The 25112-nt window shown below is 66.4% G+C and carries 23 protein-coding genes; 6 read left to right on the top strand and 17 right to left on the bottom strand.

All coding sequences use genetic code 11. The features are described 5' to 3' along the window. Positions 1 to 2: 2 nt before the first annotated feature. The 5 genes from CEY05_RS21085 to CEY05_RS21065 form a co-directional block, all read right to left on the bottom strand. Entirely contained in the window at positions 3 to 1199 is a 1197-nt protein-coding gene (locus CEY05_RS21085; RefSeq protein WP_088597374.1) for an acyl-CoA dehydrogenase family protein, read from the bottom strand. Then, complete coding sequence (locus CEY05_RS21080; protein ID WP_088597375.1) at positions 1196 to 2569, bottom strand: MmgE/PrpD family protein; 1374 nt, start codon at positions 2567 to 2569, stop codon at positions 1196 to 1198. Before CEY05_RS21080 ends, CEY05_RS21085 begins: the two co-directional genes overlap by 4 nt. Positions 2570 to 2781: 212 nt before the next feature. After that, entirely contained in the window at positions 2782 to 3969 is a 1188-nt protein-coding gene (locus CEY05_RS21075; RefSeq protein WP_088597376.1) for a CaiB/BaiF CoA-transferase family protein, read from the bottom strand. 82 nt (positions 3970 to 4051) lie between these two features. Next, on the bottom strand, positions 4052 to 5047 hold the full coding sequence (locus CEY05_RS21070) for a tripartite tricarboxylate transporter substrate binding protein (RefSeq protein WP_088597377.1): 996 nt from the start codon (positions 5045 to 5047) through the stop codon (positions 4052 to 4054). A 167-nt stretch (positions 5048 to 5214) separates the two neighbouring features. Next, entirely contained in the window at positions 5215 to 6903 is a 1689-nt protein-coding gene (locus tag CEY05_RS21065; protein WP_088597378.1) for an acyl-CoA dehydrogenase family protein, read from the bottom strand. 232 nt (positions 6904 to 7135) lie between these two features. Here CEY05_RS21065 and CEY05_RS21060 point away from each other — a divergent pair, with 232 nt between their 5' ends. Together CEY05_RS21060 and CEY05_RS21055 are read left to right on the top strand one after the other, a co-directional pair. Next, on the top strand, positions 7136 to 8020 hold the full coding sequence (locus tag CEY05_RS21060; protein ID WP_088597379.1) for a LysR family transcriptional regulator: 885 nt from the start codon (positions 7136 to 7138) through the stop codon (positions 8018 to 8020). A 174-nt stretch (positions 8021 to 8194) separates the two neighbouring features. Beyond that, positions 8195 to 8647: a GNAT family N-acetyltransferase gene (locus CEY05_RS21055; RefSeq protein ID WP_088597380.1), complete on the top strand. Its 453-nt coding sequence runs from the start codon at positions 8195 to 8197 to the stop codon at positions 8645 to 8647. Here CEY05_RS21055 and CEY05_RS21050 read toward each other — a convergent pair. Then, positions 8644 to 9102, bottom strand: a complete 459-nt coding sequence (locus CEY05_RS21050; protein WP_198952848.1) for a heme-binding protein — start codon at positions 9100 to 9102, stop codon at positions 8644 to 8646. The genes CEY05_RS21055 and CEY05_RS21050 overlap by 4 nt on opposite strands. A gap of 70 nt (positions 9103 to 9172) precedes the next feature. On the opposite strand from CEY05_RS21050, the gene CEY05_RS21045 reads away from it, so the two are divergent. The 4 genes from CEY05_RS21045 (at position 9173) to CEY05_RS21030 (ending at position 13260) form a co-directional block, all read left to right on the top strand. After that, entirely contained in the window at positions 9173 to 10102 is a 930-nt protein-coding gene (locus tag CEY05_RS21045) for a LysR family transcriptional regulator (protein ID WP_088597381.1), read from the top strand. A gap of 229 nt (positions 10103 to 10331) precedes the next feature. Continuing rightward, a complete protein-coding gene (locus tag CEY05_RS21040) occupies positions 10332 to 11300 on the top strand; it encodes a hypothetical protein (RefSeq protein WP_143220548.1) in 969 nt (322 codons plus the stop codon). Next, positions 11300 to 12151: a hypothetical protein gene (locus CEY05_RS21035; protein WP_088597383.1), complete on the top strand. Its 852-nt coding sequence runs from the start codon at positions 11300 to 11302 to the stop codon at positions 12149 to 12151. The genes CEY05_RS21040 and CEY05_RS21035 overlap by 1 nt, the downstream gene beginning before the upstream one ends. A 53-nt stretch (positions 12152 to 12204) precedes the next feature. Further along, entirely contained in the window at positions 12205 to 13260 is a 1056-nt protein-coding gene (locus tag CEY05_RS21030; protein ID WP_158219370.1) for a tripartite tricarboxylate transporter substrate binding protein, read from the top strand. Positions 13261 to 13344: 84 nt separating this feature from the next. Here the strand turns inward: CEY05_RS21030 and CEY05_RS21025 are convergent, their stop codons facing one another. The 11 genes from CEY05_RS21025 to CEY05_RS20975 all read right to left on the bottom strand — a co-directional run bounded on the left by CEY05_RS21025 (position 13345) and on the right by CEY05_RS20975 (position 25057). Next, entirely contained in the window at positions 13345 to 14316 is a 972-nt protein-coding gene (locus CEY05_RS21025; RefSeq protein WP_088597385.1) for a tripartite tricarboxylate transporter substrate binding protein, read from the bottom strand. 100 nt (positions 14317 to 14416) lie between these two features. Further along, on the bottom strand, positions 14417 to 15268 hold the full coding sequence (locus tag CEY05_RS21020; RefSeq protein WP_088597386.1) for an amidohydrolase: 852 nt from the start codon (positions 15266 to 15268) through the stop codon (positions 14417 to 14419). A gap of 115 nt (positions 15269 to 15383) precedes the next feature. Further along, positions 15384 to 15914, bottom strand: coding sequence for a GNAT family N-acetyltransferase (locus CEY05_RS21015; RefSeq protein WP_088597387.1), 531 nt, complete (start codon positions 15912 to 15914; stop codon positions 15384 to 15386). A gap of 77 nt (positions 15915 to 15991) precedes the next feature. After that, on the bottom strand, positions 15992 to 16624 hold the full coding sequence (locus CEY05_RS21010; RefSeq protein ID WP_088597388.1) for a TetR family transcriptional regulator: 633 nt from the start codon (positions 16622 to 16624) through the stop codon (positions 15992 to 15994). Positions 16625 to 16744: 120 nt separating this feature from the next. Further along, positions 16745 to 17476 (bottom strand): FadR/GntR family transcriptional regulator, encoded by a 732-nt coding sequence (locus CEY05_RS21005; protein ID WP_143220546.1) that lies wholly within the window; start codon positions 17474 to 17476, stop codon positions 16745 to 16747. A gap of 161 nt (positions 17477 to 17637) precedes the next feature. Next, positions 17638 to 19773 carry an acetate--CoA ligase family protein gene (locus tag CEY05_RS21000; RefSeq protein WP_088597390.1) on the bottom strand — a complete coding sequence of 712 codons (2136 nt, stop codon included), beginning with the start codon at positions 19771 to 19773 and terminating at the stop codon, positions 17638 to 17640. After that, on the bottom strand, positions 19770 to 20885 hold the full coding sequence (locus tag CEY05_RS20995; protein ID WP_088597391.1) for an acyl-CoA dehydrogenase family protein: 1116 nt from the start codon (positions 20883 to 20885) through the stop codon (positions 19770 to 19772). The genes CEY05_RS21000 and CEY05_RS20995 overlap by 4 nt, the downstream gene beginning before the upstream one ends. Positions 20886 to 20888: 3 nt before the next feature. Then, the gene (locus CEY05_RS20990) at positions 20889 to 22136 is read right to left on the bottom strand and encodes an acyl-CoA dehydrogenase family protein (protein WP_233161628.1); all 1248 of its coding nucleotides are present in this window, start codon (positions 22134 to 22136) and stop codon (positions 20889 to 20891) included. Position 22137: 1 nt separating this feature from the next. Then, entirely contained in the window at positions 22138 to 22914 is a 777-nt protein-coding gene (locus CEY05_RS20985) for an enoyl-CoA hydratase/isomerase family protein (protein WP_088597392.1), read from the bottom strand. A gap of 75 nt (positions 22915 to 22989) precedes the next feature. After that, a complete protein-coding gene (locus CEY05_RS20980; protein ID WP_088597393.1) occupies positions 22990 to 23991 on the bottom strand; it encodes a tripartite tricarboxylate transporter substrate binding protein in 1002 nt (333 codons plus the stop codon). 88 nt (positions 23992 to 24079) lie between these two features. Then, positions 24080 to 25057 carry a tripartite tricarboxylate transporter substrate binding protein gene (locus CEY05_RS20975; protein ID WP_088597394.1) on the bottom strand — a complete coding sequence of 326 codons (978 nt, stop codon included), beginning with the start codon at positions 25055 to 25057 and terminating at the stop codon, positions 24080 to 24082. Positions 25058 to 25112: the final 55 nt, after the last annotated feature.

Below are 25112 nucleotides of genomic sequence, written 5' to 3'. Positions count from 1 at the left end.
GTTCAGTAGGAGCGGGGCAGGTCCAGGGTGTGCTGCGCGATGTTGGCCAGAATCAGGTTGGTCGACACCGGGGCGATGCGCGCCAAACGGGCCTCGCGCCACTTGCGCTCCACGTGATATTCGCGGGCGAAGCCGAAGCCGCCGTGCGTCTGCATGCAGGCCTCGGCGGCATTCCACAAGCCTTCGGCCGCCACATAGCGGGCGATGTTGGCCTGCTCGCCGCAAGGCAGGCCGGCTTCGAACATGGCGGTCGCACGGCGTATCAGCATGTCGGCGGCCTCGGCCTGGATGTAGGCCTGCGCCAGCGGAAACTGGATGCCCTGGTTGGCGCCGATCGGACGGCCGAACACCACGCGGTCGCGCGCATATTGGGTGGCGGTGCGCAGGAACCAGCGCGTCGATCCCAGGGCCTCGGCCGCGGTAATCATGCGTTCGGCATTCATGCCGTCCAGGATGTAGCGAAAGCCCCGGCCTTCCTCGCCCACCAGCGCATCGGCGGGAATTTCCAGGTTCTCGAAGAACACTTCCGTGGCGTGGTGGTTGACCATCGCCTTGATGGGACGGATTTCCAGACCCCGGCCCAGGCTGCTGCGGATGTCGATCAGGAAGGTGGAGATGCCGTCGATACGTTTGGCCACTTCGTTGGCGGGCGTGGTGCGGGCCAGCACCAGCATCAGGTCGGAATGCTCGGCGCGCGAGGTCCATACCTTCTGGCCGTTCAGCACATAGCCGTTGGCGGTTTTGGTCGCGCGGGTCTTGATCTGGGTGGTGTCCGAGCCGGTGGTGGGTTCGGTGACGCCGAAAGCCTGCAGGCGCAATTCGCCGGAGGCGATGCGGGGCAGGTACTTGCGCTTCTGTTCCTCGCTGCCATGGCGCAACACGGTGCCCATGATGTACATCTGCGCATGGCCGGCGGCGGCGTGGCAGCCGGCGGCACAGATTTCCTCCATGATTACCGCCGCTGCCCGCAGGGGCAGGCCGGTGCCCCCATACTCTTCCGGGATCAGTGCCGCCAGGAAGCCGGCATCCGTCAGCGCCTTGATGAATTCGGTCGGATAGTCTTCGCGTTCGTCCAGGCTGGACCAGTACTCGGCGGGAAAGTCGGCGCAGACGCGCTGTACCGAGTGGCGAATATCGGGATAGTCCACGCCCAGCTCCATGGAGAGGGGCGCGTCGGCGGCATGCGGTGTTTGCGTCATGGATGGGGTCCGGAAGTGAATGAGGATGTGAAGGAAAGAAGCTGCGCCAGCGGGGTGTCGTCCAGCGTTTGCAAAGTGCGCAGCAGGGTGTCGGTGGCGGCGCGATAGGGGCTGTGATCCAGGCAGTCGCGGAACTTGTCTTCCCGTTGCGCGGGCGTCAGCGGCCGGCTGGCATGGCCGGCGGGATGCGCGACTGGATCGCCGTGCAAGGGACGCGCGCCGTGACGTTCGATGATGACTTCGTCGAAGGCGGCCGCGCCATTCCATTCCGCCGAGTCGGCCGGGACGGTTTCCACGCGCACGCGGCCCATCAGGTCGCGCAGGTCCGGCGCGGCGACACAGGCATCGGTCAGTTCGCTGAGACCTACCTTGCCGTGCAACAGCGCGCAGGCCAGGGCGAACTCCATGCTGAACTTCGCTTCCAGTCCGGTACGCGGCGCGTGATTACGCAGGATGGTTGCGTGTTCCTTGCTGATGCGCACGCGCACGGTCGCTATCTCTTCGACCGCGATCGGCGTGTGCGTCAATAGCGCCAGGACGGCGTCCAGCGACCGGTGCGTGTAATAGCAGGTGGGATAGCGCTTCACGCTGACGGGCCTCTGTTCGACCAGCCAGCCGGCGCCGGTGGCGCGCACAGGAGCGGTGGTATCTACCTGGCCCCGGGGAGAATGGGCTTGCAGAAATCCCTGGGGATTCTCGAACACGTCGGCAGCGGCGGTCATACCGGCTGCCGCCAACCGCGCGGCAATGACGCCTGCTTGCGCCGCGCGGCCCGTCTGATAGGACTTGGCCATGGTGCCGAAGTTGGACATCAGGCCGGCGGCCTGGGTTGCTCCCAGGGCAATGGCATGCGCGGCGCGGTCTTCATCCAGGCCCAGCAGATACGCGCAGGCCGCGGCGGCGCCGACCGCGCCGAACACGCTGGTCGTATGCCAGCCCTTGATGGGATGCATGTCCCGTTCGCGCTCGACCAGGTCGCCCCAGGTTTCGTAGCCGATCACGTAGGCGTCCAGTGCGTCGCGACCGCTTTTTTGCAGATCCTGGCCCAGGGCGAGGATCGCCGGCACCATGACCGCGCTGGGGTGGCCTCGCAGCGCCACGTCGTCATAGTCGAGGACGTGTGCCGCCATGCCATTGATCAGGGCCGCGCTGGCGGTGTCGACGTGCCTTGCGCCGACACATTCCCAGGCCTGCCCTGGCGGCAGGGGGGCGAGGCCGGCGCACAGTATCCGCGGTGGGGCTTCGCCCGAACCCGCCATCATCGTGGCGATGGTGTCCACCACCCCGGGGAGCGCGGCTTGCCGCGCCGCGGTGGAGGTGCCGGTTCCGACGGCATGCGCGATGCGCGCGCCCAGATCCCGCGTAAGCATTGTCTCTTCCTTCTCGTTGCTTTGCCGGCACGGCCGTGTGGCACGACGTGGCGGTTTTCATGCAAGCAGGATAGGGACGCCGCCGGGGCGCGGCAATACTCGGCGCAGGGATATCAGCGGGCTGATATCGAGGTGGGTATCAGGTTTTTCGCGCAGTGCTTCGCGCCGTGTTCTGTGCAGTGCTTCGATCAGTGCTTCGCTCAGTGCCTCGCTCAGTTCTCCGCCCCGTTCTTGGCGTTCTCCATGATCCGGTCCGGCTCATCCGGCAGCGGAGCGAAATCCGTTCCCGTGGCCAGGGGAGCATGGCGATAGGTGGCTGGCGTACGGCTTAGCTTCACGGGGGCGCCCAGGCCGCGATAGCCGCCTTCCATGTCCACCACCATGCCGCGATGCGCGGTGTGAGGGTGTTCCAGCGCGGCGTCCACGTTCAGGACCGGCGCGGCGGGGACGCTGGCGGCCAGCAGGCGTTGCAGAAGGTCTTCGGCGTCGAAGTGCGCCAGCGCCGCTTCCAACGCGGGCTTGAGTTCGGCGCGATTGGTCGACCGGTTGCCGGAACTGGCATAGCGTGGATCGCTGGCCAGCGCCGGGCAGCCGATGACGGCGCACAGTACGCCGAACTGGCGGTCGTTGCCTACCGCCAGGAACAGCGGATCGGTGCGCGTGCGGAAAGTATCGTAGGGATAGATGTTCGGATGCGCATTGCCGGTACGGCCCGGCACGCGGCCGTCCATGAACCAGTTGGCCGCATGCGGATGCAGCAGGGAAATGCCGCTGTCGTACAGCGCGGCCTCGACGAACTGGCCGCGGCCGCTGCGCTGGCGTTCCTGCAGGGCCAGCAGCACGCCGATCACCGCATTCAGGCCTGTCACCATGTCCACCACCGGCAGGCCCACGCGCAGCGCGTCGCCACCTGCCTCGCCATTGACGCTCATGATGCCGCTCATGGCCTGGATGGCCGCGTCGTAGCCTGGCAGCGCGCCCAGGGGGCCGTCGGCGCCGAAGCCGGAGACGCGGCACCAGATCAGGCGAGGGAAACGCCGGGACAGGGCCTCGAAGCCCAGGCCCCAGCGCTCCATGGTGCCGATCTTGAAGTTCTCCACCAGGATGTCAGCCTGCGCGATCAATTCCAGCAGCCGTTCCCGGCCGGCGTCGGTGGAGAAGTCCAGATGCTGGATGCGCTTGTTGCGGTTCAGGCCGAAGTAATACGATGCCACGCCGTCACGGAAGGGGGGGCCCCAGCTGCGCGTATCGTCGCCTTGCGGCGGCTCGATCTTGAGCACGTCGGCGCCGTGGTCCCCCAGGATCTGTCCGCAGTACGGGCCGCCCAGGATGCGGGAAAGATCCAGGACACGGATGCCGGCCAGGCTGCCTGGCGTGGCGTCGGAAGCCGCTGTCGTCATGATGCTGTCCTTGGTCGCGTTACGCCTGCGCAGCGCGGCGCGCGGGCATTGTGGATAACTTGGGCCATCAGCGGGGCTCTCCTCAGTTGATCTGCGCGCCGGATTGCTTCACCACGTCGGCCCATTTCGCCTTCTCCTGGGCAATGAAGGCACCCAGGGCGCGCGGGCTGCTGTCAGGCGCGGGCTCCAGGCCCTGCGAGTCGAACAGCGCCTTGACCTTCTCGGACGCCAGTGCCTGCACGAAGGCGCGATTGAGCGTGTCGATGCGGTCCACCGGCGTGCCGGCGGGCGCGACGACGCCGAAGAAGACGCTGACGTCATAGCCGGCATAGCCTTGTTCGGCGATGGTGGGTACACCTGGCAAGGCGCGCGACGGCCTGGCCGTGGTCACGCCCAGGGCGCGCAGCTTGTCGGTCTCGACGAAAGGCTTGGCGGTGAGGACGTCGGTGAAGCTCATGGCGACATGGCCGCCCAGCAGGTCGTTGAGCGCGGGCCCCGTGCCCTTGTACGGCACATGCAGGAAGTCCGTGCCGGCGACGCTGTTGAACATGACACCCGCCAGATGCGAGGACGCGCCGCTGCCCGATGAGGCGAACGACAGCGCGCCAGGATGGGTCTTGGACCATGCCACCAGTTCCGGCACCGTCTTGGCCGGGATGTTGGGGTTCACCACCAGGACGTTAGGCAGATAGCCGACGTGGATCACCGGCGCGAAGCTCTTCACGGGGTCATAGCCGAGTCCATGGTAAAGACTGGCATTGATGGCCAGCGGCCCCGACGTACCGAACATCAGCGTGTAGCCGTCCGGCGCGGCACGCGCCACGTACTCGGCGCCGATATTGCCGTTGGCGCCGGCGCGGTTCTCCACGATCATGGGTTGCGGCAGGTGCGTCGACAGCTCGGTGGCCAGGGTGCGCGCCATGGCGTCGGTGGGGCCGCCGGGCGGATAGGGAATGATCAGGGTGATGGGTTTGTTGGGGAAGGTTTCGGCGGCGTATGCGGCCTGCAGGGGCAGGGCCGCCAGAAAGGCTTGGGCCGCCAGGGCCGCGGTCGCGGCGATAAAGCTGCGTTTGTACATGGTGGGTTGTCTCCGTTATGTTCCCGCGCTCCATTGCTAGCCGGTGGCAGCGGTGGCGGGTTATTTATGGACTGCGTAAGACTTCTGCGTTGGGATCGTCGTTGAAGAAGTAAAAATAGCTGCCGCGGGATTGCCGTTGAAATGCGAAGATTCTTGCAGCGAGCGTGCTATCGAAGGGCCGTGGCAGCGGCGTTCCATCCCGCCGGCAAGGCATCCGGCGACAGAGGGTCGCGCGGCAGCACGCGTTGTTGCAAGGCCAGCTGGGCCCAGCGCAGGCGATCGGCCGAGCCGCCTTCGACGGCTTCCCACGCCATCGCCGTCGCGCTGGTGCAGTGATACAGGGCCGAGGCGGCCTGGCGGGCCAGTACGTCGCCGCCATCCTGCGTGGCGCTGGTCGCCAAGGCGCAGGCACCCTCCAGCGCGCCGCGCAGGGCGTCGGCGAAGGCCGGGGCCAGCCTGGAAGCCGCGCGGCCAAGCAGGCCTTGCACATGCGCGCGCAGGGCCGCCAGGGCGTCATCGCGCTTGATCGCGCGGATCACATCCAGGGCGACGATATTGCTGGTGCCTTCCCAGATCGATCCGAGATGGGCGTCGCGCACCAAGCGTGGGTCGGTCCATTCCTCGATGTAGCCGCAACCGCCGCGGACCTCCATCGCATCGCCCGTCACTTTGCGCGCGTCGCGGCAGGCGCGGAACTTGATCAGCGGGGTGAGGATGCGCAACAGCGCATAGGCGCCGGCTTCGCCCGCATCGGAGCGCGCCAGCGCCGCCGCCGTCTGGAACATCATCGTGCGGGCCTGCTCGGCGGGCACGCGCAGCTTGTCGAGTTGGCGCCGCATCAAGGGCATGTCGCGCAGGCTGCGGCCGAAGGCGCGGCGTTCGCGCGCGATGAACTCGGCTTCCGCCACCGCGCGCCGCATCAGGCCCGCCGCGCGCACACCGTTGGACAGGCGCGAGTTGTTCACCATGTCGGCGATCTGCACGAAGCCGCGCCCCGCTTCGCCCACCAGGTAGGCCACCGCGCCTTCCAGGCGGATCTCGCCGCTGGCCATGGAACGGGTGCCCAGCTTGTCCTTCAGGCGCACGATGCGGTAATGGTTGGCGCTGCCGTCTTGCAGCAGGCGCGGCAGCAGGAACAGCGAAATCCCCTTCAGGCCGGCCGGTGCGCCGTCGGGACGTGCCAGCACCATGGCCAGGTCGGCATCCGGGTTGGAGCAGAACCACTTGTCGCCGTGCAGCAACCAGGTGCCGTCGCCCGCGGGTTCAGCGCGGGTTTCGGTGGCAGCGATGTCCGATCCCGCCGCCTGTTCGGTCATGAACATGGCGCCCTGGGCCAGCGCATCGAAGTCCAGCGTGGTCAGGCGCGGCAGGTAGCGTTCGATCAATTCCGCACTGCCGAACTTGCGCAGCGTGCGGGTCAGCGAATCGGTCATCGACACGGGGCAGCACAGGCCGAATTCGGACTGCACGAAGAGATAGGTCAGCACGTACTTGACGGTGGCGGGCATGGGGCCGCGCCAGCCCAGCGTCTCGTCGCGGTGGGACATGGCGCCGAGGCCGAATTCGCTGAGCGCGATGCGTTCCAGTTCGACGTAGGCGGGGTGCTTGAGCACCCGTTGCTGGTCCAGGCCGGTGCGCGAGCGGTATTCCAGGGTAGGGGGGTGATGGTCGGCGATGCCGGCCAGGTCATCCACCTTGCCGCCGGCCAGTTCACCCATGCGGGCGAAGTGGGGCGCCATGTGGCGCAGCAGGTCGCCGGGCAGGTATAGCGGCAGCAGGGCCTGCAGTTCGGGGTCGGTGGCGTAGAAGTTCTCGCCCCGGCGGTCGGGGATGGGGTGTCGATCGGCTTGCGGCATGCCGCGTCTCCTCGGCTGGATTTTTACCAAGGATTCTAGGGAGACATACGATAGCTATCCAATATTGATTTTGTTTCGTACGATTCGAATTGAATATAGTAATGAAAGCCGCACCTGCAGCTGCTGCCCCATCCGTGCCGGCGCGGCCCGGCTCGGTGCGACGCGGGCCGGGGCCCCAGGGCACACCCATTGGGGGTGTGGCATTAACTTCCTTGAAGCAGGAACATCGACCATGGAATTGCGGCATCTGCGTTATTTCTCTGTCCTGGCCGAGGAATTGCATTTCAGCCGGGCGGCGGCGCGGTTGTCTATTTCGCAGCCGCCGCTGTCGGTAGCCATCCGGCAGTTGGAAGAAAGCGTCGGCGCCCGCCTGTTCGAGCGCAACAACAAGGAAGTCCGCCTCACCGCCGCGGGCCAGGCCCTGCGTATCTCCGCGCGCAAGATCCTGGCGCAGGCAGACGAAGCCGCGCTGGAAGCCCGCAACGTGGCCGCCGGCCTGGCCGGACGCCTGCGGGTGGGCTTCGTCGGCGCCATGCTGTATCGCGGCCTGCCGCAGGCCCTGCGTAATTTCCAGGCACGCTATCCAAAGGTCCAGGTAACGCTGACGGAACTGAACTCCGGCGACCAGATCACCGGCCTGATGCACGACCGCCTGGACCTGGGCTTCATCCACACCAGCCGCATGCCCGACGAACTGGACAGCCGCCTGCTGCTGTCCGAACCGTTCATCTGCTGCCTGCCGGCGCGCCATCGCCTGGTGCGCGGCACGGCGGTCAGGCCCGCGGATCTCACCGGCGAGCCTTTCGTGCTGTTCTCGCAGAGCGTGTCGCCGGACTACTACGACCGTATCCTGGCCATCTGCGCCGAGGCGGGCTTCCGCCCCGAGATCAGGCACGAGGTACGCCATTGGCTGGCCGTGGTGTCGCTGGTGGCGCAGGGCCTGGGCGTGGGCCTGGTGCCGCAAGCCTTGCGGAATTCAGCCCTGCGCGGGGCGGTATTCCGCCCGATGGCGGGCGTGGACGCGCGCTCCGAAACCTACGGCGTCAGCCGGCGCGATGCCCATAACCCGCTGATAGCCGAACTGTTCGACGCCTTCGCGGAGATGGCCCCCACCTGAAACCTGCGTGTCACGCGCTCCCGATATGATGCGATGATTCATCCAATCGTCTATATCTTTAAAAGCGAGGTGAGGTATGAACATGACGCATCGCACGGCGTTCGGCGGACACACGTGCTTGCAAGCCTGCCTGCAAGCACGTGGACAGGCAGGGGCACCGGCATGAACACGGGCATGAGCACGACGCACCCCATCGAAGTCAGGTCCCCCACCGCGGCGGACGCGGCCGCCATCGCGCAGTTGCTTGCCTCCCTGGGTTATCCGGGCACAGAGTCCTTCATCGAGCGACGCCTCGTCCAGCTGCTGGCCCACCCGGACGAGGTCATGCTGGCGGCGGTGAAAGACGGCGACGTACTGGGGATCATCTCCCTGCACTTCATCCCGCAGCTGGCGCTGGCGGGCGACTTCTGCCGCATCAGCTACTTCTGCGTATCCGAACGCGCGCGCGGCGAGGGTATAGGCGCGCTGCTGGAAGGCAAAGCCGTCGAGGTTGCCCGCGAACGGGGCTGCGACCGCATCGAACTGCATTGCCATTCCCGCCGGGTCGACGCGCACCGTTTCTATCTGCGCCAGGGCTACGAGGACTCGCCCAGGTACTTCTTCAAGTCGCTGGTGCACGCGGCCTAGACGGGATCCCCCCTTAACCCCACCGCCTCCACGCCCTGCATGGCGCACAACTCATCGTTGTCCGAGGTCTCGCCACTGACGCCGACGGCGCCCACCACCTCTCCGGCGGCGTTGCGTATGAGTATGCCGCCGGGCGCCGGCACGGCCTTGCCGTCGCTCATGGCCTGCAAGGCTGTGGTGAAGTAGGCGTTGCGGGGCGTGCGGTCGGCCAGCTTGCGGCTGCCGAAGCCCATGCCCAGGCTGCCCCAGGCCTTGGCGCGCGAGATGTCGGCACGCAGCAAGCTGGTGCCGTCCTCCGCCAGATAGGCCTTGAGCGCGCCACGCACGTCCAGCACGGATACCGCGATGGGAGTCATGTTCTGGCTGCGCGCATAGGCGATGGTGCGTTGCGCAATTTCCAGGGCGGCCTGCAGGGATATGCTTTCCAGCGGGAGGGTGGTCACGGTTTCCATCATTGAGCTTTCCAGTTGACTAAGGCATGATCGGGACAAAACAACATCAGTACCGGTCCCCCCGGTCTCCCGTTTGGAACCCAGGCATCTCGATATCTTCCTGCTGCGCTGCCTCACGGCATTGATCAGCGAGGCGCACGTCACCCGCGCGGCATTGCGCATGGGCATGACGCAACCCGCGATGAGCGCCACGCTGGCGCGGCTGCGCGTGTTGTTCAATGACCCGCTGCTGGTGCGCACTGAAAAAGGCATGGTGCCGACCGCGCGCGCCCTGGCCCTGGCCGAGAGCGTGCGCCAGGGCGTCGCGCTGATCGACCACGCCCTGGTGCGCCAGGACGAGTTCGATGCGGCCCACGCCGACCAGCGCTTCGATGTCGCGGCGACGGAGTCGGTTGGTTTCGTCCTGATCCCCGCCTTGATCGCCCACCTGCGTGGCGTCGCGCCCGGCATCCGCCTGCGCACCCACGTGCCGGACGTCGCGCGGGCCAGCCACGAGCTGGAAGAAGGCTACGCCGACCTGTTGATCAGTTTCATGCGTCCGGTACCCGAGGGCCTGCATGTTTCCCTGCTGCTGCGCCAGAAGTTGGCGGTGATTGCCGCGCGGCACCATCCAGACATACGGGGCACGGTGGATCTGGGGCAGTACATCCGCTGGCCGCACGTCTATTACACGCGCGGCCGCGACGGCAGCGCCACCCTGGAGACCACCGTGGACGAGGCCCTGGGCGCCGTCGGCGAGACGCGGCAGATCGGCGCCTGGCAACCGTCCATCCTGTCTTCCGCCGCCGTGGTCGCCGCGTCGGACATGCTGGCTACCGTGCCGGAGCACCTGGCGCGCCACTTCGAAGCCACCGCGGGGGTGCAGGTCTTGCCGCCTCCCGTCCCCATGCCTGACGTGGACATCGCCATGTACTGGCACGACCGCATGCACAAGGATCCGGCCCATCAATGGCTGCGGGCGGCGTTGCGCGATGTTGCAGCGCGGTTGCGGGTCAAGGATTGATGGCATGAGCGGGCGTGGGAGCTTGCGAAAGCGGCTTGCAAATACGGCCTGCAGGAAGGCGTGCGGACAAGTGTGCAGATAGTTGTGCACAGTACGCGGCCGCGGCGGTTTCCTCCATCGCTGGCGAGCCATGTCCACATACGTCCTCAGCGATGGCGGCAAGCGGAGCGCAATCCCATAATCATTCCGACCCTCAGCCCCGCTGCCCGGCAGCATCGCGAGTACCGGAATGCAAACTCAACTCTCCAGACCCTCCACCGGCGCCTTATCTGGTAGCCCCGCTGGCACCCCCGCTGGCACCCCCGCTGGCAGTCCAGCTGAAACCCATGCCAGCCACATCACCGTCCTGGCCGACCGGCAGCTCCATGCCCTGCACAACGTCATGCAACTGGCGGGGCGCGTCAGCGCCTATCCGTCGACGGCAAGGGGCTATGCGCCCTCGAACTGCTACCTGCTCCAGCACGACGATCGTGCCTTGCTGCTGGACAGCGGCTATACGGCGCACCAGCAATCCCTGATCAGGCAGATCGCCTCCCTGTTACCCCCCGGCACCGCGCTGTCGGTGTTTCCCATGCGCATCAACGAATACATGTCGGTGTGCAACGTGGAGGCGATTGCCGCCGCCTTCGACGTCGAGCAGTGCTATTCGGGCAATGCGGACGCCGCCAAGTGGGTGGACTTCGGCGGCAGGTCGGATGCCGCCACCGCTTCCGACGACTACGCCTTGAAGACCACGCTGGTGGGCCGCGCCGCCACGCTGCACGTCGGCCGTGGGGAGAACCGCCCGCTGGTGGCCTTCCAGGCCCCCATCCGCCTGATCAGCACTCGCTGGATGTTCGACGCCGCCACCCGCACCCTGTTCACGTCGGACACCTTCTCCCACGAGTGGTCGCAAGACGAGGACGGCCCCTGGACCACCACGGCCGACGACAACCGCACCAGCGCCGCGCATATCCGCAGCTTCCTGCTGAACACACGCTACTGGTGGCTGGAAGGCGGCAGCACCGATGCGCTGAGGCGCAAGCTGGCGGACGTGTTCGACAAATACGACATCGAGACCATCGCGCCAGGCTATGGCCGCATCCTGCGCGGCAAGGCGCTGGTGCGGCGCCAGTACCAGATGCTGGACGACGTGCTGCGCGGCCTGGACAAGCGCATGGTTCAACCGAAATACGTAGACCGGGATGAGGTGAGGTAATGACAGTAAGCAAGAAGCAGATGCCGCGCGAGCTGGCGCCCGGCGTGTTCTGGCTGGGCGATTGCCTGGAGCAGCAAGCCAACGGCAAGATCTACCACACGTATAACGCCGCCTTCCTGCTGATCGGGCGGACGGCGTCCATGCTGATCGAGACCGGTCATCCCAAGGACTTTCCGCTGATCAACGCGCAGATGGAGATGCTGCTGGCCGGCAAGGCACCGCTGCGGCATCTGTTCGTGACGCACCAGGAAACGCCGCATTCGGGAGGGCTGGGCCGCGTACTGCATCGTTATCCCGAGGCAGTCGTGTGCGGCGACATCTGCGACTACCATCTGGCCTTCCCGCAATACGCACATCGCTTGCGCGAGATGCGCGGGGGCGATCAGCTGGACCTGGGCGGACGCCGCTTCGAACTGGTGGAACCCGTCATCCGCGATCTGCGCACCACCTGGTGGGGCTTCGATCATCAGGAACGCGTGCTGTTCCCGGGCGACGGATTTGCCTACAGCCATTATCACGAGGATGGCCATTGCGGCCACTTCGCGGAAGAGGCGATTTCGCTGAACATTCCCGAGGTCTCGGCGGTCTTCGCCGACCGTGCGCTGTTCTGGACCAAATTCACCGACATGAATATCTATGTCGATCGCCTCCAATGGCTGCTGGACACCCTGGACGTGAAAGTCATCGCGCCCACGCACGGGCTGCCCATCCTGGATCCGCGCAGCACCGTACCCAAGATCAAGGAAGGCCTGCTGTACGGCAGTTCGGTGCCTGAATCCGGCACGGAGAATGGCCTGGCCGCGGCAGCGGCGGCCAAGGCGGCGGCCGCGGCGCAGGCGGTGTCCAGCTAGCCTGTCCTGCTCGAACCGATACCGCAAAACAAATCAAACGGACGGAGACAATGATGAACACCACCAAGGCAGGGAAGAGGTTCGGACGCGGCCAGCCGCGCACAGGATGGGGCGTGCGCCGAGCCCGGCGTGCACCCGCGGTCCTGTTTGCGGTATTGCCCCTGGCGGCGGCCGCATTCTCCGGTGACGCCCGTGCGGGCGACTATCCCAACGCGCCGATCACCGTCATCGTGCCGACCAGCGCGGGGGGTGGCATGGACCTGATGGCGCGTGTCGTCAGCATGAAGATGGGGCAGTTGTTGAAGACATCGTTCGTGGTGGAGAACGTGCCGGGCGCCAACGGCATCATCGGTGCGGTACGCGTCGCCAACGCGGCGCCGGACGGCTACACGATCCTGCTGGGGCAAACCTCGCAGATGGTGATCAATCCCTATCTCTATTCCAATGTGTCCTACGACACCTTCAAGAGCTTCGCACCGGTGGTACGGCTGTCCAATGCCCCCAATGTGGTGGTGGTACCCAGGCAGTCGCCGTTTCAATCGCTGGCCGACATCGTGGCCGCGGCGCGCAAGGCCAATGCGCAGGGCAAGAGCCTGAACCTGGCCACGCCCGGCAGCGGCACGGTCTCGCATCTCACCAGCGTGCTGTTCCAGCAGGCCGCGCATATCCAGCTATCGCACATTCCCTACAAGGGCGCCAACTCGGCGATCACGGACACCATCGCCGGCCGCGATGACCTGATGATGTCGTCGATACCCACGTCTTTCGGCCAGATCAAGGCCGGCCAGTTGCGCGCCGTGGCGGTGTCGGCCGACAAGCGCAGCACGTCCTTGCCCGAGGTGCCGACCATCGCGGAAGCGGGCTATCCGGGATTCAATGCGGGGACGTGGTACGGCTTCTTCGTTCCCGCGAAAACCCCACAGGCTGTCGTCGATCTGCTGAACAAGGTCGCCAACGAGGCCCTGCAGTCGCCCGATGTCGTGAAGACCATCCAGAGCGATGGCGGTGATGTGATCGGGGGTAGCAGCAAGGATTTCCTGGCCGTGCTGACGGAAGACGCGGCGAAATGGTCCAAGGCGGTCAAGGAATCGGGGGCCAAGGTGGATTGACGCCTTGCGTGCTGCGTTGAATACGAAAAAGGCCGGCGCAATCGCACCGGCCTTGCCGTCATCCAGGGCAGCTCGTGGCGCGCGCTATTCCAGGGAAATATTGCGGTCCTTGATCAGCGTGGACCAGCGCTGCACCTGGTCATCGATGTAGGCTTTCGCGCCCGCCGGAGGAATGGTGCTGGGATCGATGCCCAGGCTGTTCAGCCGCTTCACCACGTCGGGCGAGCTGATGACCGCCTGCAGCGCGTCGGCGAGTTTCTTCGCGACATCGGGAGGCGTGCCGGTGGGAACGAAGACGCCATGCCATTCCAGCACATCGAAGCCGGGATAGCCGCTTTCCGCGACGGTGGGAACGTCAGGCAGGGTAGCCAGGCGCTTGGTCGATGATACCGCCAGCGCGCGCAGCGTGCCGTTGCGCACATAGGGCAAGCCGGATGATGCATTGGCGAAGTACGCGTTCACCTGGCCTCCGACCAGGTCCACCAGGGCCGGCGCGCCGCCCTTGTAGGGGATGTGCAGCATGCTGAGCTTGGCCTCGCGGGCCAGCAGTTCGGCCGCCAGGTGCGCCGCGCTGCCGATGCCATACGAGGCGTACGTCACCTTGTTGTTGGGATCCTTGGCCAGGGTCACGAACTCAGCCAGGTTGTGCGCCGGCACCTTGGGGTTCACCACCAGGATCAGGGGCGCCGTGGCCGTGATGGCGACCGGGGTCAGGTCCTTGGATGGGTTGAAGTTGAGCTTGCGCAGCGACGCGTTGACGGCGTAGGTGAAGGTGTCGTACAGCACCGTGTAGCCGTCCGGCGCCGAGCGGGCGACGACGCCTTCCGCGATCGTGGCGCCCGCGCCCGGGCGATTTTCGATGATGATGCTCTGGCCCAGCTTCTCGCCCAGCGGACCGGCGATGACGCGCGCGACGTTGTCGGCGCCGCCGCCCGCGGCATAAGGCACGATCAGACGGATCGGTTGCTCGGGCCAGGCGGCGTGGGCGGCCAGCGGCGCGGCCGCGAACGCGGCGGCCAGAAGCAGTCCCCTGCGGATACGTTGGAAGCCTTGCATGAATGTCTCCGGATACTTGTTGTGGCTGTGTGCCTGTCCGGCTATGGGTGCCGGTTTTTGGGTGAGTGGTTTGCCGTGGCTGGCGCTTGCGCCGCGCCGGCTACAGGTCCTGCTGGAAACCGTAGAGCTGCGCGGGGTTGTCCACCAGGATGCGGTGCCGGTGCTTGGCATCGGGAACCCAGGCCGCCAGGGTGTCCAGCGTGCTGGCGGTTTCAGGCGGATTGGGCATTTCGGTCGGATGGGGCCAGTCGGTGCCCCAGACCATGCGCTCGGGTGCGGCGGCGGCCAGCTTCCTGGCCACGTCCTGCGCCGTCGCGGCATCCGCCGCCAGGTATTCGCCGGACAGCTTGACCCAGGTCTTGCCGGCTTGCAGGCGATCCTGGACGATGGCCCAGGCGCGTTCATCCGAGGGCCCGTCCGCCAGGCGCGCCATGTGGTCGAACACGATGCCGCAGGGCAGTTGCTCGATGATGGACTGGCTTTCGACGATTTGCTCGGGCGTCATGTGCAACTGCACATGCCAGCCCAGTTCATGCACCCGTGGCCCGAGGGCCGGAAGCATGTCGATGCGGGTGACGGCCGTGCGCGGGATGGCGACAGTGAAGCGTATGCCACGGATGCCGCCGTCGTGCAGGTGCCGCAATTCGGCGTCCGTCACGTCGGGAAAGACCACGCCCACGCCACGCGTAGCGGCCGCGCCCAGGGTCTGGATGGCGGCCAGGGTGACGCGGTTGTCGACGACATGCGGTGCCGGCGTGACGACGACCGCGCGTTGCAGGCCCAGGCTGTCGCGCAGGGCGCGGTAGCGGATGGGGGTGCAGCCGGCCAGCGGATTGGGCGCGGCCGGCGCGTCGATGATCGCCGTGTCGTACAGGTGCAAGTGGGAATCGCAGGCGCCGGGCGGCAAAGCGTCCCGTACGCGCGCGCCCGTGCTGAGCGTAGTCTCTTCCATCTTTCTTCTTGGACCCGCTACCCGCAGCCGGTCATCTCATATTGGATGGAGGTCATCTTAGCGATTCCAGACGTCAAAGAATATCGAGTTTTTGTTTATCGCTAATGCAGTTTTTCTAATGAAGCACCAGTGACATCAGGTATTCGTCCTGATAGACACCGTCGACGCACAAGCCCTCAGCTTCCTGGCCGTACACCTCGAAACCGCGCCGGCGATACAGCGCCAGCGCGGATCGGTTCGCCACATTCACGGTGAGATTGATGCGCCGCACACCGGGCATGGCGCGCGCCAGGCCTATGGCAGCGTCCACGACCTTGCCGGACAGGCCCTTGCCCCGCCAGGCCGGTGCGACGTAGACCGACACCAGGTAAGCCTTGTGCCTTTCCTTACGGCCGCGCGCGCGAAAGACGCAGGCGATACCCACCAGGTCCGGCCCATCGAATGCACCTACCCCGCCCGCATCGCCATGGTCCGCCGGCGCAATCCGCTGGGCGACCGCCTGCAACTCAAGCGCACGCTCGTCCTCCAGGCTGGCGCCGAAAGCCGTGGGACATTCTTCCAGGGCGGCAAGCCGCAATGCCTGGAAGCCGGCCGCATCCGCGGGGGTCAGCCGGCGCACTTCAAACGCTTCTTTTTGGATGGACATGATCGGGATTCAGGCAGGGCGAGGCCACGGGTTTGCTATCGACTGGCGAAGGGCCGGCGGCAGGACAGGGCCGGGATTCACTTTTCACCAATCTTCTCGATATAGGCGCACAGCATATCGGCGATGGCGTTGGCGTAGGTGGTGATTTCCGCGGCCTTGCGCGGGCGTTCTGAGTATAGCTTGCCGACGGCGCCCAGGGTGGCGTTGATGACGTCGCCGGCCAGGGTGCGCTGGGCGGCCGAAGCATGGGGAAGGGCCTCGTCGATGAACGCCTGGATGGTGCGCTGGCCATTGGCCTTCACTTCGCGCGTCTCGGGCGCATCACGATACAGCGGCGCGGCGTCGTTCAAGGCGGTGCGCATGGCGGCTTCGTCGCACTCGCTCTTGAGAAACGCATGGACGAGGTTGCGCAGGCGGGTAAGCGGCGGATGGCGCGCGTCCTCCAGGATATTGCGCAGCATATCCTGGGTTTGCCGCCATTCGTCGCTTTGCAGCCGAAACAGGATGGCCGCCTTGTTGGGGAAATACTGGTACAGCGAACCGATGCTGACGCCCGCCTTCTCCGCCACGCGCGCCGTCGTGAAGCGCGTCGCGCCTTCCTCCGCCAGGACCTGCTCCGCTGCCTGCAGGATGGCCGCGACGAGCTCGGTCGAACGGGCCTGTTTGGGCTGTTTGCGGGTGGATATCCTGGGGCCGGTACGAGTGGTCATGATGATGCGCCATAAGCAGCACCGCGCTCCGGCCAACGGCCGGAAAACGTCGTCGCAAGAATATGAGTAATTAATCGCATTATAGGCATTCAAGCCAGCATGCCGCCACGGAACGGCCCCTCAATGCCTCGATGCCGAGGAAGGCGCGTGGTGCTGATCGTTCTCGGTGACCGGCGCTGCGCGGCCGAACAGCCGTGTCAGTCCGCCGCGTAGATGACTCAGCATGGCTTCGCGCGCGGCATCCGCATCCCCCGCCTGGATGGCGTCGTCGATGGCACGATGTTCATTGCGCACGTCCACCGAGCGGCGCACCATGGGCTGAGGAGACAGTTCGCGGATCAGCCTTATCGATACCCGGGTCTGCTCCGCCAGCGCATTCATGGTCAGGCTGAAGAACCGGTTGCCGCTGGCCGCCGCGATGGCCGCGTGAAAGGCGATATCTTCTTCGACGCCCAGCTCGCCATGCGCCAGCGCGCTTTCCAGCTGACGGCGCCGCCGGGTGATTTCATCGCGCAGGTTGGGATCGCCGCAACGGGCCGCGCAGGCTGCGCTTTCTGCTTCGAGCAGGCAGCGGAATTCCAGGAAGCTGCGTACGTCGGGAATACTGTGCAGAGGGCCGAAGGTGGCGCTTTGCAGGGCGGGCGGCTCGCCGACGAAATTACCCGCGCCACGCCGGGCATAGACCCAGCCTTCCGTACGCAGGCGCGCCAAGGCCTGGCGCAATACCGGCCTGGACACGCCCAGCTGGCGTGACAGATCGTCCTCGCTGGGCAAGCGCTGCTCCGGCGTCATGGCCTCGACCATGGTCAGGACTTGCTTGTAGGCGAAATCGCTCAACGGGGAGATGGCCACGGTGACCTCGCTCGATCCGAAGTAGTAATACAGGTAGGCGAATTAATTGACATGGTAACGCCATGTCGCGAGCATGCCTATAGCCGGGAGTTTCCGGTGGCGGTTCACGGCACGGTGCCGCCACCGCGGGCGCCTTCTGTTTTCCTCCAGTCCGCAAATCACTACGACCCGTCCTGTGCGACTGCTCCCCGCAACGTAATCAACGCATCCAGGCACACCGCGCCATCGGGCCGCAGCACGAAAGGGTTCACATCGACGCCGGACAGGACTGCGCGCCAGTCGTGGGCGAAACGGGATAGCGCCATCAGCGCTTGCCGGAGCGCGGCAATGTCGACGGCTGCCTGGCCGCGCCAACCTTGCAGCAGGCGCGCCGAGCGGACCGATTCGATCAACGCGGCCGCCCGTGCTTCCGTCAAGGGGGCGCTGGCGAAGGCGACGTCCTGGAACAGTTCGACGGCCACGCCGCCCAGGCCGAACATCACCATGGGGCCGAACAGCGGATCCATGTGTATGCCCAATATGGTCTCCGTGCCAGGCGCGCTCATGGGCGCGATGAGAACGCCCGCGATGCGGTCCGCCGATGCATGCGCCAGGCCGCGTTGACGCAGCAGATGGAAAGCCTGCCGCACGGCATGATCGTCGCGCAGGTTCAACAGCACGCCGCCAATCTCCGTCTTGTGCGGAACATCCACCGAGACGATCTTGGCCGCCACCGGATACCCGGCCGCCTGCGCCGCGCGCACGGCATCATCGGCATCCGCGCATAAGGTCTCGCGCAGCATGGGCAGGCCGTAACGCTGCAGGACCTGCTTGGCCTGCCATTCGTCGAGCCGAGTGCCGGGCGCGGGCAAAGGCACCAGCGGATCGGCGCGCGATGTGTCTGAAACCGTCGCAACGCCGGGCAAGTCGCGCCGGCGCGCCTGCAGCCCGCAGGCCGCGCCCACGGCGGCCATGGCTCGCCCGGGATCCGCGAAAATCACCATGCGTTGTGCTTCGATGGCCGCGCGCATGGCTTCGCTGTGCGGCCCCACCAGCACGATCAAGCGATCGGGATGCTGTTCCCGCAGCTTCGCCAGTTCCTCCAGCATGGGCGGAAAACGCCGTTCATCGCAAGGGATCTGCGCCATGTAAACGAACAGCGTGGACCAGTCGGTGTCGCGCAACAGCAGTCCGACCAGATCGGTCAGGCCGTTCTTGATCACGCCGATCTGCGCCGTGGTGTCCAGCGGATTCGCGCCGATGGCGAAGGGCACGCGCTCATGCACATGCGCCTGGACGTCCGCGGGCAGGGCGGGCATGTCCACCCCGCAGCGCTCGGCGTCATCCGCCATCAGCACGCCGATGCCGCCGGATACCGTCACGACGCCCGCGCGTGCATTGGCGGGCCGCGGCAGATGCGTGCACAGATAGGCGATGTCCAGCATCTGCTCGATGCTGCCGGCCCGCCAGGCGCCGCATTCCCGCGCCACTGCATCGAAGACCCGGTCGTTGCCGGCAACGGCGCCGGTGTGCGTGGCCGCCGCCTGCTGGCCGCGCGCCGACGCGCCCACCTTCATCAGGATGACGGGCTTGGCGGCGGCCGCCGCCTTCAACAGCGCACGGCGCAACACATCGCCGTCACGGCAGCCCTCGATGGCGGCGCAGATCACTTGTGTGTGGGGATCGGACGCCAGGAAGTCGATGCATTGCGCTACGTCGACATCCACTTCATTGCCGGTGGCGACGATGCGCGCGATGCCCAGGCCGCGCTGTATCGCCTGCGCATAGGCGCATGAGCCGAAGGCGCCGCTCTGCGTGGCGAAGCTGATGCCGCCGGCTTGCGGCACCAAGGCCTCCAACGCGGTGGAAAAGGTGGCATAGAAGCGGTTGGCGACGCTGACGATGCCCAGGCAGTTGGGCCCCGTCAGCCGCACGCCATGCGCGGTGGCCAGCTTGGCCAGGTCGTCCTGGCGCTGGCGGCCGGCGTCGTCTTCCTCGGCAAAGCCGGAACTCAGCACCTGCACATGGCGGATGCCCTTGTCGATGCAGGCCTGCAAGGCCTGCTGCGCGGCTGCCGCCGGGACGATGATCAGCGCCTGGTCCACTGGCCCCGGCACGTCCGCCAGGCTGGCATAGGCACGCAGTCCTTGCACCGTGTCTGCTTTCGGATTGATGGGATAGATATGGCCGGCGTAGCCCGCATCGCGCAGATAGCGGATAGGCCGTCCACCCAGTTTGTCCGGATCCGATGACGCCCCTATGATGGCCACCGAAGCGGGGTCGAAGAAGGGCTGCAGGGGATGTGAATGGCCGGTCATGGGGCGGTCCTCGTGCGCAGGCGGTTCAGGCTTTGGCGATGGGACAGCGTATCGCCGAAGCGCATGGCGTTGGCCAGCAGGCGCGTGGCCAGCCTGGCCGCGGGCATTTCCCGCGTCATGCCCATGCCGCCATGCAACTGGATCACGGTTTCGGCGTAGTCGATGGCTGCTTCGCTGGTGTACATGCCCAGCAGATCGAAGGCGCCGGCGTTGTGCTGCACGGCTGGGGATGCAGCCATCTCCCGCAATGTCGCCTGCAGCAGGCTGCGGCAGATCTCATAGCTGACGTATAGCCGCGCGACATCGTGGCGCAGGGCCTGGAATTGCGCCAATGGCTGGCCGAATTGCTGGCGTTCCAGCAGATAGGTGATGGTGCGTCCCAGCACGCTGCTCATGGCGCAGACCGTGTCCGTGGCGGTGGCTGCCACCGCCACGCGCCAGCCGGCGTCGAGCGCGCCTTTGGCATCGGCGCCGCTGGCCAAGACGTCATCGTCGGCAAGCGGCAGATCGTGCACCTCACACACGCACACGCGGACTTCATCCATGGTCTGGAAGACCGCGCCGCCGCCGTGCTTGCGCAGGCGATCGGCATCCACGCAGGCCAGCATCGGCGTCCCGTCATCGACATCCGCGCAGACCAGCAAGACATGGGTGCAGTCCTCGGTCCAGGGCATCTCCACCGTCTTGCCGGTGACGTGATGCGCGCCCCCGTCCGAGTCAGCCCGCGCCAATGCCAGCGGCGCGACGGCATCGCTGGCGGACAACGGTCCGCCCAATTCCAGCACCACGGCGCCCTCCGCGCAACTCGTCAGCAAGGCTTGGGCGCGTGCGCCGTCAGCCAGCGCGGCCAGCATGGCGGGCACCACGCCGCAACGCGTGATGATGGGCAGGTCGGTCGCCTGCAGTGCCAGCGCTTCGACGATGGATGCCAGATCCGCGAATTCACCGCCGAAGCCGCCCAGGGCTTCAGGGATGAGCACGGCGTTCCAGCCCATCTCCGCGATCACGGCGGGATCGGCGGGCTTGGGGTACGCCGCGGCCAGGTCTTGCGCGACCCGCGCCGCGCTGTCGGCCAACAGGCCGGGAAAAGCTGTCTTGGGTTCAAAAGGCATGCTTCAAACTCCGAACAAGGACCGCGCCACGACGTTGAGTTGCACCTCGGTAGTGCCGCCGGCGATGGTCTTGGATCGTCCATAAAGATAGTTCTGAACCGCCATGCCAGACTCCCGTGCGGCCGCGGCGCCGGAGTCGATACCGGCGCCAGAGTCAACCTCGGACTCAGGCAGGAAGCGGCGGCTGCCCGTGGGGCCGACGGCCATCAAGGCGATGCGGCTGAGCGACTGCGCCACGCCGCTGCAGGCGAGCTTCAAGGCCGAGGGGCGCGCGTCCAGGGGCTCCTTGCGCATCATCGTCTCCGTTGCCGAGGCCAGCATCTCGCGAGCGCCCTTGATGCGCGCCGCCTGTGTCAGCAGCGCGGCGTCCAGGCTGCCGTAGTCGCGCAGGGGCTCTTGCGCCCGGCGCGTCTCCAGCAGGCGCGCCACCTGCCGCCATTGCCGCATCAGCGTGGCGACGCTGGCGGCCGGCAGGCGTTCGCGTTCCAGCAGGTACTTGGCGCATGCCCAGCCCTTGCCTTCTTCGCCCAGCAGCCGCGCCGCCGGAACGCGCACGTCGTCCAGGAACACTTCGTTGACATGGTGCCAGCCGTCTATGGTGCGGATCGGGCGCACGCTGATGCCCGGGGTGTCCATGTCGATGAGAAACAGCGAGATGCCGTCCTGCTTGCGCTCGCCGCGCGCGGTGCGTGCCAGCAGATAGATGCGATTGGCTTCCTGGGCATGCGATGTCCAGATCTTCTGGCCATTGATGACGTAAGCGTCGCCATCGCGCACGGCCGGGGTTTTCAGCGACGCCAGGTCCGAACCGGCGCCCGGTTCGGAATAGCCCTGGCACCACCAGTCGGTGGTATCCAGGATGCGCGGCAGGAAGTGCGACTTCTGCTCCGCCGTGCCGAAATGCATGATCACCGGGCCGATGTGTCCCAGGCCATGGTGATACAGCGGCGGGCAATCGTTGTCCGCCATCACTTCTTCGAAGATGGTGCGCTGGCGCAGGTTCCAGCCCGTGCCGCCGTGTTCCACCGGCCAGCTGGGCGCCGACCAGCCGCGCGTGTGCAGGATCTGCTGCCAGCGCGCATAGGTCTTGCGCGTGATCTTGCCGCCGGCCGCGACCAGGGCGCGGAGGTCCGGCGGACAATGCTCGCGCGCGAAGGCATGCAGTTCAGCGCGGAACGCCGCGTCCTCGGCGGTTTCTCGATGGCCGCTGGACGGCAGCGACAGGAAATCGGGGTTCAGCATATCCGGCATGTCAGCGACCCTTGTAGACGGGCGCGCGCTTTTCCAGGAAAGCCTGTTGCGCTTCGCGGGCGTCTTCCGTATTCGACAAGGCCACGGTGATGTTCTGCTCGTAGCGATAGCCTTCGCGCGGCGGCATGGACGAGGTGACCTGCGCGGCCTCCTTGGCGTAGCGCAGCGCGATGGGCGCCTTGCCGGCGATCTCGTGCGCCAGTTCCATCACGTAGGGCATCAGTTCTTCCGGCGGCAGGCTGGCTTCGATCAAACCCAGGCGATACAGCTCGTCGGCGGAAACCTTCATGCCGGTGAAGAACATGCGGCGCGCGCGCGACTTGCCGAATACCCGTTGCAGCAGGGCGGTACCACCGGCCAGGCCGACGTTGATCTCGGGCATGGCGACGTAGGCGTCCTTCGAGGCCACCCAGATGTCGCAGGACGCCATCAGGCCGAAGCCCGCGCCCAGAGCCGCGCCGTTGACGGCGGCGATGACGGGCTTGTTGCATTCCTGGATCGAGAGCGACGATTCGCGCACCAGCCGGTTGTGCTTCCAATAGGCGCCCGGGCCACGCTGCTTGATGGCGGGCCGTTCGGAGACGTCGGCGCCGGCGGAGAACACCTTGGCCTTGCTGGCCAGGACGACGCAGCGCACGTCGTCGTCATCGTTGAAACTGTCGAAGACCTCGACGATCTCGGCGCGCATCTGCGCATTCTGCGCGTTGACCGGCGGACGGTTGAGGTAAACGATGGCGACGTGGCCATCGCGCTGTACTTCCAGGCATTCATAGCTCATCTTGCGCTCCTGTGGCGTGCCGGCGCAGGGGGCCGGCTGAAAATGGGAAGGGGTATTCGGCAGACCGCGCAGGCGTCATTGCGGCGTGAAGTCCGCGCCGCTCTCCACCAATGCTTTCAAGCGCAAGCTTTCCTTGGCCAGGAAGTCGGCGAATTGCTGGGGCGTGCCGTCCTGCACCAGCAGCGCGGTCGTATCGATGGCGGCGCGCGTCCTGGGGTCGTTGACGGCGTGACGCAGGTCGGCATTCAGGCGAGAGACGATGGTGTCCGGCGTACCCTTGGGCACGAAGAAGCCGAACCAGCTGCCGAACACCAGGTCCTCGCCCAGGCTGCGGAAGGTCGGCACGCCAGGGGCGCCAGGATGGGGCTGCGCACTGGCGATGGCGATGGCGCGCAGGCGGCCGGCCTTCACCGAACTCATGGAGGAGGGGCCATCGAAGATGCCGTCCACCTGGCCGGCCAGGACGTCATTCATGGCCGGCGCGGTGCCGCGATAGGGGACGTGCGTGATCTGCACGCCCACCGCATGGGCCCACAGTTCCGCCGCGATGTGGGGGCTGGAGGCCACGCCGGAAGAGGCCAGGCGCAGGTTGCCCGGGGATTTGCGTGCCTTGGCCAATACGTCATCCAGCGTGTGCAGGTCGGAGCGGGCCGAGACCACCAGCATATTGCTGCTGTTGCCCAGCAGCATGACCGGCCGCAATGCATCGGGTGCGTAGCTCATGTCCTTGCGCACGATCGGGTTCGAGGTGAAGGCGTAGCTGGTCAACAGGATGGTGTTGCCGTCGGGCTCGGCGCGGGCCACGGTCTGCGTGCCTATCATCGTGCCGCCGCCGCCTTCGTTCTTGACGATGACGGGGACGTTCCAGGTACGGCCCAGGTATTCGGCGATGGACCGGCCGTACAGGTCGGTGACGCCGCCCGGCGCATACGGGACGATGATGGTTACCGGCTGGCTGGGGTATCTGGCCTCGGCGGCATGGACGGGGGGGACTGCATCGACTGCCACGGCGGCTGCCGCCGTCAACCATGCGAACACCGCCACCGATGCGATGCGCGCATACAAGCACTTGCTCATACCTGATCTCCTGCTGTTCAGTCCCCCGTGGGCGTCGCTGTGGACGCCTCTTTTTTTGCGGGCTTGCGGCAAGCTCGGGCTTGCCAAGCTATTCCGGCTTGATGCCCGCCCGTTCGATCAAGGCCTTCCACTTGGCCTGCTCGGTGGTGATCAACTGTTCCATCTCCTGCGGCGAGCCGCCTTCCAGCGAAGTGCCTTTCTCGAAGCTGTTGCGCACGCGCGGGTCGGCGATCACCTGGTTCAAGGTGGCGTTGAGCTTGTCGATGACCGCGCGTGGCGTGCCGGCGGGCGCGGCGATGTAGTTGACCGGCACCGCCTCGAAGCCCGGCAGGGTTTCCGCGATGGCCGGAAGGTCGGGAAAAGCGGGATCGCGCTTCAGCGTGGAAACCCCCAGCGCGCGCACGTCGCCCGACTGGATCAAGGGTAGATAGACGCTGAGCGTGTCTATGGTCATGGGCACCTGGCCGCTCATCAGGTCGGTGCGGGCCGGCCCCGTGCCGCGATAAGGCACGTGGAAGATATCCACGCCCGCCTTCTGCTTGAACAATTCGCCGGCCAGATGGCTGGTGGACCCGACGCCTGAACTGGCGAACCCCAGCTTGCCGGGATGGGCGCGGGCGTAGTCGATCAACTCCTGGACGTTGTGCACCGGCAGGCTCTTGGTGACCACCAGCACATTGGCGCCCACGCTCAGCTTGCCCACCGGAACCAGGCTCTTGAACGGATCGTAGGCGAGGTTCTTGAACAGATAGGGCGCGGTCATCTGCTGGCCCGGCGTGGCATACAGCAAGGTGTAGCCGTCATGCGGCGCTTGCGCTACGAAGCTGGCGCCCAGCGTGCCGCCGGCGCCCGGCTTGTTTTCCACCACGATGGATTGCCCCAAGGCCTTGGACCAGGGCTCGGCGACGCGCCGGGCGTTGGCATCGGCGCCGCCGCCGGGCGCGAAGGGAACGATCAGGCGTATGGGCTGGGTCGGATAGGGGGCCGCCGCCAGGCAAGAAGACGCCATGGCAAGCAAACCGCCGCATAAGCCGCTGACCAGCAAAACTCGCGTTTCGCTGCGCATCCTGTCTCCACCAATCTATCGTCTCGTCCGCGCCCTGGCTTACACCGGGGGCGGC

It is taken from the genome of Achromobacter sp. HZ34, assembly GCF_002209485.1.
Taxonomy (GTDB): domain Bacteria; phylum Pseudomonadota; class Gammaproteobacteria; order Burkholderiales; family Burkholderiaceae_B; genus Bordetella_C.
The sequence above is the reverse complement of the archived record's forward strand: the minus strand, read 5'-3'. Positions and strand labels throughout refer to the sequence as shown.

Excerpts from the sequence above, each read along its gene's own strand:
- CEY05_RS20975 (WP_088597394.1), bottom strand. The coding sequence starts at position 25,057 with ATGCGCAGCGAAACGCGAGTTTTGCTGGTCAGCGGCTTATGCGGCGGT.
- CEY05_RS20985 (WP_088597392.1), bottom strand. The coding sequence starts at position 22,914 with ATGAGCTATGAATGCCTGGAAGTACAGCGCGATGGCCACGTCGCCATC.
- CEY05_RS21030 (WP_158219370.1), top strand. The coding sequence starts at position 12,205 with ATGAACACCACCAAGGCAGGGAAGAGGTTCGGACGCGGCCAGCCGCGC.
- CEY05_RS21065 (WP_088597378.1), bottom strand. The coding sequence starts at position 6,903 with ATGCCGCAAGCCGATCGACACCCCATCCCCGACCGCCGGGGCGAGAAC.
- CEY05_RS21085 (WP_088597374.1), bottom strand. The coding sequence starts at position 1,199 with ATGACGCAAACACCGCATGCCGCCGACGCGCCCCTCTCCATGGAGCTG.
- CEY05_RS20990 (WP_233161628.1), bottom strand. The coding sequence starts at position 22,136 with ATGCCGGATATGCTGAACCCCGATTTCCTGTCGCTGCCGTCCAGCGGC.
- CEY05_RS21080 (WP_088597375.1), bottom strand. The coding sequence starts at position 2,569 with ATGCTTACGCGGGATCTGGGCGCGCGCATCGCGCATGCCGTCGGAACC.
- CEY05_RS20995 (WP_088597391.1), bottom strand. The coding sequence starts at position 20,885 with ATGCCTTTTGAACCCAAGACAGCTTTTCCCGGCCTGTTGGCCGACAGC.
- CEY05_RS21015 (WP_088597387.1), bottom strand. The coding sequence starts at position 15,914 with ATGTCCATCCAAAAAGAAGCGTTTGAAGTGCGCCGGCTGACCCCCGCG.
- CEY05_RS21020 (WP_088597386.1), bottom strand. The coding sequence starts at position 15,268 with ATGGAAGAGACTACGCTCAGCACGGGCGCGCGCGTACGGGACGCTTTG.
- CEY05_RS21075 (WP_088597376.1), bottom strand. The coding sequence starts at position 3,969 with ATGACGACAGCGGCTTCCGACGCCACGCCAGGCAGCCTGGCCGGCATC.
- CEY05_RS21000 (WP_088597390.1), bottom strand. The coding sequence starts at position 19,773 with ATGACCGGCCATTCACATCCCCTGCAGCCCTTCTTCGACCCCGCTTCG.
- CEY05_RS21050 (WP_198952848.1), bottom strand. The coding sequence starts at position 9,102 with ATGATGGAAACCGTGACCACCCTCCCGCTGGAAAGCATATCCCTGCAG.
- CEY05_RS21055 (WP_088597380.1), top strand. The coding sequence starts at position 8,195 with ATGAGCACGACGCACCCCATCGAAGTCAGGTCCCCCACCGCGGCGGAC.
- CEY05_RS21025 (WP_088597385.1), bottom strand. The coding sequence starts at position 14,316 with ATGCAAGGCTTCCAACGTATCCGCAGGGGACTGCTTCTGGCCGCCGCG.
- CEY05_RS21035 (WP_088597383.1), top strand. The coding sequence starts at position 11,300 with ATGACAGTAAGCAAGAAGCAGATGCCGCGCGAGCTGGCGCCCGGCGTG.
- CEY05_RS21010 (WP_088597388.1), bottom strand. The coding sequence starts at position 16,624 with ATGACCACTCGTACCGGCCCCAGGATATCCACCCGCAAACAGCCCAAA.
- CEY05_RS21060 (WP_088597379.1), top strand. The coding sequence starts at position 7,136 with ATGGAATTGCGGCATCTGCGTTATTTCTCTGTCCTGGCCGAGGAATTG.
- CEY05_RS20980 (WP_088597393.1), bottom strand. The coding sequence starts at position 23,991 with ATGAGCAAGTGCTTGTATGCGCGCATCGCATCGGTGGCGGTGTTCGCA.
- CEY05_RS21070 (WP_088597377.1), bottom strand. The coding sequence starts at position 5,047 with ATGTACAAACGCAGCTTTATCGCCGCGACCGCGGCCCTGGCGGCCCAA.
- CEY05_RS21040 (WP_143220548.1), top strand. The coding sequence starts at position 10,332 with ATGCAAACTCAACTCTCCAGACCCTCCACCGGCGCCTTATCTGGTAGC.